1 protein-coding gene and 1 pseudogene are annotated in these 1,635 nt (G+C 69.5%); one reads left to right on the top strand and one right to left on the bottom strand.

The genetic code is table 11. The annotated features are described in order from the left end of the window. Nucleotides 1-113: 113 nt before the first annotated feature. Nucleotides 114-618, top strand: a pseudogene (locus tag TNCT1_RS35410) (hypothetical protein). Here TNCT1_RS35410 and TNCT1_RS35415 read toward each other — a convergent pair. Further along, nucleotides 560-1,366, bottom strand: coding sequence for an IS5 family transposase (locus TNCT1_RS35415; protein ID WP_143640440.1), 807 nt, complete (start codon nt 1,364-1,366; stop codon nt 560-562). The pseudogene TNCT1_RS35410 and the gene TNCT1_RS35415 sit on opposite strands and share 59 nt — an antisense overlap. Nucleotides 1,367-1,635: the final 269 nt, after the last annotated feature.

Consider the following 1,635-nt stretch of genomic DNA (forward strand, 5'->3'; position numbering starts at 1 on the left):
AGAGGTTGTTCGCTTTCCGAATGTCGTGTGCGGATTCCGCTGGTCAGGCATGAGATTGCGGCTGTGGCGGGAGTGTCGACTCGTTGCTGATCGAGTCGGCGTGGGGGTGGCGGATGCCGTCGATGCGGGCGGTCCTGGAAACGCGGCGGAAGGCCGCTGCCGTGCGGGTGGAGGAGCTCGAAGCCGAACTGGAGCGGGTGCGGGCGGACTTGGTCGATGCCGAGGAGGTTCTCAGGCTTCGGACGATCGGCCTCGAGCAGTATCTGGAAGCGCTCGCCGAGGAGGAACAGCCGGCCGAGACGGTCGTTGGCCCGTCGCCGAGGAAGCCGGTGGGCCCGCGCCGTGCGGTGCCGCATCGACAGATCGCGGCCGGGGTCGAAGACCTGTCGGTGGACTACCAGGCGGTGATGGCAGCCGCGGCCGAGGCCGGGGGTGACGGGCTGGGTGCCCGGCGGGCGGCCGTGGTGCTCGGCTGGGACAGTGCCTCGGCCTCACGCGTCGAGGGTGCGAGAGCACGGTTGAAAAGGCTGGTGGAACGGGGCTGGCTGGTGGAGGCAAATCACCCTGCCGGCAGAACAGCGCACTGATGAGGCTGTGCGGCCAGGCGGCGGTTCATGAGGGCGATCATCGACCAGCGGATGACAGCTTCGCTCGTGTCGGTGCGTCGTTCGTAGTCCCGGACCAGGCGGCGGCTGCGCAGAAACCAGGCGAAGGACCGTTCGACGACCCAGCGGCGGGGCAGTGGCTGGAACCCGCGGACGTCCTCGCTGCGGCGGACGATGTCGATGACGAGCCCGAGGTGCTGGCTGGTCCAGTCGGTGAGGTGGCCGGTGTAGCCGCCGTCGGCCCAGACCCGCGCCAGCCGCCGGAAGCGGCCCGCAGCCTGCGGCAGAAGGGACCGGGCGCCGTCCCGGTCGGTCACGGACGCCGGTGTGACCAGCACGGCCAGGAGAAGTCCGAGCGTGTCGGTGAGTAGGTGCCGCTTGCGACCGTTGATCTTCTTGCCCGCGTCGAAGCCCCGTGAGCCGAAGGTAACGGTGGCGTCCGCCTTCACCGACTGCGAGTCCACGACCCCCGCGCTCGGCTCGGTGCTGCGGCCTTCAACGGCGCGGACGGCTTCCCGCAGCCGGTCGTGCAGCTCGGTTACCAGTCCCGCATCCCGCCAGCGGGCGAAGAAGGCGTAGACGCGCGGCCAGGGCGGGAAGTCGGCGGGCATCGCCCGCCACTTGATGCCGTTGTCGACGAGGTAGCGCACCGCGTCGATCATCTGTCGGTGGCAGTAGCCCTCCGGACGCCCGCCGCGGCCGGAAAGCCAGCCCGGAACCGGCAGCAGGTCCCTGACCACGGCCCACTCGGCATCGCTCATGTCCGAGCCGTACCGGGGCCGGCGCTGCGGCCGGTCGACCGCGTTCCCGAACCTGTGGGCGAGGCAGTCACACCCACGAGTGGACGAACTGGACTCGGCGACCACGACCACGCGACACTTCGACAACAGGGCCTCTTGCTTCTCGCTGGACTCGACATCCGCGAGCTACCAAGAGGCCCTTCCTTCATGCACTCACCCCGGACAACTCACCCGAACCAGGCCCCCGTTCGAACCTGTCCGACCGCGCGAGCGGATAGAGAACAGGCAGT

Source organism: Streptomyces sp. 1-11 (genome assembly GCF_007176755.1).
Taxonomy (GTDB): Bacteria; Actinomycetota; Actinomycetes; order Streptomycetales; family Streptomycetaceae; genus Streptomyces.